The following is a 3,521-nucleotide window of genomic DNA, read 5'->3' on the forward strand; positions in this document are numbered from 1 at the left end:
GGTAGCAGTGCACCGATTGGCCGGGTTTTCGTGATTTCCGATCAGATAAACGAATTGATCCAACGCAACGGTCCTCCCGCAAACGGAGAGAGCCTGGCAGAAATTCTCGCGTGGGACGGAGCAGAAGACCTGTTCGCCGACTTGGTGGACCGTTACATTCTGCGAGCGGGCATTTCTGGCGTGCAGCCCAAAGTGCTGGTGCCAGAAAAACCTCAAACTCACGAGCACAAATTCACCTCTAAAACCAACGACCTGATTATCAAGAGCGGGCGTGATGAGTTTCCGGGCTTGGCCATCAATGAATACCTGTGCATGTCCATTGCGCGGGATGCAGGCCTGCCCGTGCCGCCGTTTTATCTGTCGCAGAACCATAAGCTATTCATCATGCGGCGCTTTGATCGCGACGCGCAGCTCAACCCGCTGGGTTTCGAAGACATGACCACACTGATGGGCCTGTCTGCCGAACAGAAATACACCAAGAGCTATGCCGCCATCGCCAAGGCTGTACGCGCGTTTTGCTCACCAGAAAACCAACGCAGCTCGTTGGACCAATTGTTCGATAGCGTGGCTTTGAGTTGCATCGTGGGAAATGGCGATGCTCACCTGAAAAACTTCGGTGTGCTCTACAGTGACCCGATTAAATTTGACGCGCGCCTGGCCCCGGCTTACGACATCGTGAATACCACCGCCTATATACCTGAAGACACACTTGCGCTGGATCTGTCCGGCAAAAAATCAATGTTTGCCTCACGCTTGGGCATCCTTGAGTTTGCAAGAACCTGCGAAATTGCAGAACCTCAGGCGCGTATTCAGGCGCTGCTTCAAACCCTTGAGGTCGTGCTCAAGCGCGAAGACGAATACTGTCGGTTAGCGCCTGACGTTGCAAAAGCCATTCGACAATCCGCCCAGAGCTACCAGCAGAGCTTCGGTGGCTGAACGCTTCTGTACTCATCCAAGGACAAGGTGGTGAATATGCTGACAACCCTCGAACAACTCGAAACCCTCTACGGCCTCCCCCACGAGCGGGCGGTGCGCAAGGAGATCGCGTTTCTCAACGAGGACTACCAGGCCATGGTGCGGGCGTCGCCCCTGGTGGTGGTGAGTTCATCCGGGCCGGACGGCATTGATGGCTCGCCACGTGGTGATGTGCCGGGGTTTGTACGGATTGTGGATGAGCGCACCTTGGCGATCCCGGACCGGCCGGGCAATAACCGGCTCGACACCCTGCGCAATCTGCTGCAAGACCCACGCATTGCCTTACTGTTCATCATCCCGGGGGTTGGCGAAACGTTGCGCGTGAATGGCCGGGCGCAGATTTCCATCGAGCCCGAGCTGCTGGAGAGTTTTGCGGTGAATGGCAAACCGGCGCGTTCGGTGATTCTGGTGCAGGTGGAGGCCGCATATTTCCACTGCTCCAAAGCCTTTGTGCGCTCGGATTGCTGGAACCCCGAGAAGCACTTGGACCGCTCGGCACTGCCGTCGGCCGGAGCGTTTCACAAGCGGCTCAATGCTGGGCAGTTTGATGCCGAGGCCTATGACCGAGAGATGCCGGAGCGGGTCAAAAACACGCTGTATTGATACGTCTGTCGGCGCCGGCTTGCCGGCGCTGACAGCACCGCCGTCAGCCCTTTTCGCCAACCGGCAGCCAGATCTCCACCGTCCCCGTACCCTTGCGCGCGTCGAAATCGGCGCTGTAGCGTTCGAAATCCGCGCCCATCACCTTGTAGCCCGAGTGCGGCAACCACTCGAACATGATGCGTTCGTAGGTTTGCTCAAGTGCCTGCACCGGCCCGTAATGTGGGAACACGGCATAGTTGAGCGGCGCAATTTCGATGAACTCGAAGTTGCTCGGCACGTCGCTTTTAGTCGGGACTTCAACTCCGGCCATGTAGTCGAACTCGCCATGGTGGGGGTTATGGCACACACCATAGGTCACGCCACCGACGCGCTTTTTAATGTCTTTGATGCAAGTGTCGAACAATTCCCACAGCTTTGGGATATCACCCACTGTGGCCTTTGAATAACGCCCTTGTACCCCAGCGATTACCAAGGCTTTACCGGCTTCCATGCGTGGCTCTAACGGTTGTTTTGTCTGCTGATCCATACGAACAGTCTCCTTCTTATGAGGGAACAAACCCGCATCGAGTATAGGGGCATATCCAGGCTTCACTCCAAGTAGAAATTTTTCCTACACATCTGGACAACTGGCCATCATCGACCGTATTGTCTGCCCCGCAGGCCACCGCAGTGGCCGACGTCGCTCGGACGGTTCCGGGCGCTTACGTACTTCGAGGCAACAATGGCAGACCAAGGTTCGCCGCGCCGCTTTGCGCGCATAGATCGACTCCCCCCTTACGTTTTTAATATCACTGCCGAGCTGAAGATGGCTGCGCGTCGGCGCGGCGAAGACATCATCGACTTGAGCATGGGTAACCCTGACGGCGCCACGCCTCCCCACATCGTGGAAAAAATGGTCACCGTCGCCCAGCGTGAAGATACCCACGGCTACTCCACTTCCAAAGGCATTCCGCGGCTGCGCCGGGCGATTTCGCGCTGGTATAAAGACCGCTACGAAGTGGATATCGACCCGGAAACCGAAGCCATCGTGACCATCGGTTCCAAGGAAGGCCTGGCGCATTTGATGCTGGCCACCCTCGACCAGGGCGACACCGTGCTGGTGCCCAACCCCAGCTACCCGATTCACATCTACGGTGCCGTGATTGCCGGCGCCCAGGTGCGTTCGGTGCCGCTGGTGCCGGGCGTGGATTTCTTCGCCGAGCTGGAACGGGCGATTCGTGGCTCGATCCCCAAGCCGAAAATGATGATTCTGGGCTTCCCGTCCAACCCCACCGCGCAGTGCGTGGAACTGGACTTCTTTGAACGTGTGATCGCCCTGGCCAAGCAGTACGACGTGCTTGTTGTCCACGACCTGGCCTACGCCGACATCGTCTACGACGGCTGGAAAGCGCCGTCGATCATGCAAGTGCCGGGCGCCAAGGACATTGCGGTGGAGTTTTTCACCCTGTCCAAGAGTTACAACATGGCCGGCTGGCGCATCGGCTTTATGGTCGGTAACCCGGAACTGGTCAACGCCCTGGCGCGGATCAAGAGCTACCACGACTACGGCACCTTCACCCCGCTGCAAGTGGCCGCGATTGCGGCGCTGGAAGGTGATCAGCAGTGCGTGAAGGACATTGCCGAGCAGTATCGCCAGCGCCGTAACGTGCTGGTCAAAGGCCTGCATGAGCTGGGTTGGATGGTCGAGAATCCGAAGGCGTCGATGTACGTCTGGGCAAAAATCCCCGAGCAGTATGCCGCCATGGGTTCGCTGGAATTTGCCAAGAAGCTGCTGCTGGAGGCGAAGGTGTGCGTGTCGCCGGGTATCGGCTTTGGTGAGTATGGGGATGATCATGTGCGCTTTGCGCTGATCGAGAACCAGGACCGGATTCGCCAGGCGGTACGCGGGATTCGCGGGATGTTCCGGGCGGATAAAGCCTGATCCTGAACGACCTGAAGAAACC

Annotated in this window: 4 protein-coding genes; 3 read left to right on the forward strand and 1 reads right to left on the reverse strand. The window is 57.9% G+C overall.

Annotation, left to right across the window (positions count from 1 at the left end):
• On the forward strand, nucleotides 1-936 hold a 936-nt coding region (locus FEM54_RS27935; protein ID WP_138453794.1), incomplete at its 5' end, for a type II toxin-antitoxin system HipA family toxin.
• Between the two features lie 36 nt (nucleotides 937-972).
• Nucleotides 973-1,578: a pyridoxamine 5'-phosphate oxidase family protein gene (locus tag FEM54_RS27940; RefSeq protein ID WP_017135429.1), complete on the forward strand. Its 606-nt coding sequence runs from the start codon at nucleotides 973-975 to the stop codon at nucleotides 1,576-1,578.
• Between the two features lie 43 nt (nucleotides 1,579-1,621).
• Here FEM54_RS27940 and FEM54_RS27945 read toward each other — a convergent pair whose 3' ends face one another.
• A complete protein-coding gene (locus tag FEM54_RS27945) occupies nucleotides 1,622-2,104 on the reverse strand; it encodes a GyrI-like domain-containing protein (protein ID WP_017135428.1) in 483 nt (160 codons plus the stop codon).
• A gap of 195 nt (nucleotides 2,105-2,299) precedes the next feature.
• On the opposite strand from FEM54_RS27945, the gene alaC reads away from it, so the two are divergent.
• The gene (alaC, locus tag FEM54_RS27950; protein WP_017135427.1) at nucleotides 2,300-3,499 is read left to right on the forward strand and encodes an alanine transaminase; all 1,200 of its coding nucleotides are present in this window, start codon (nucleotides 2,300-2,302) and stop codon (nucleotides 3,497-3,499) included.
• Nucleotides 3,500-3,521: the final 22 nt, after the last annotated feature.

The organism is Pseudomonas edaphica, from assembly GCF_005863185.1.
Lineage (GTDB): Bacteria > Pseudomonadota > Gammaproteobacteria > Pseudomonadales > Pseudomonadaceae > Aquipseudomonas > Aquipseudomonas edaphica.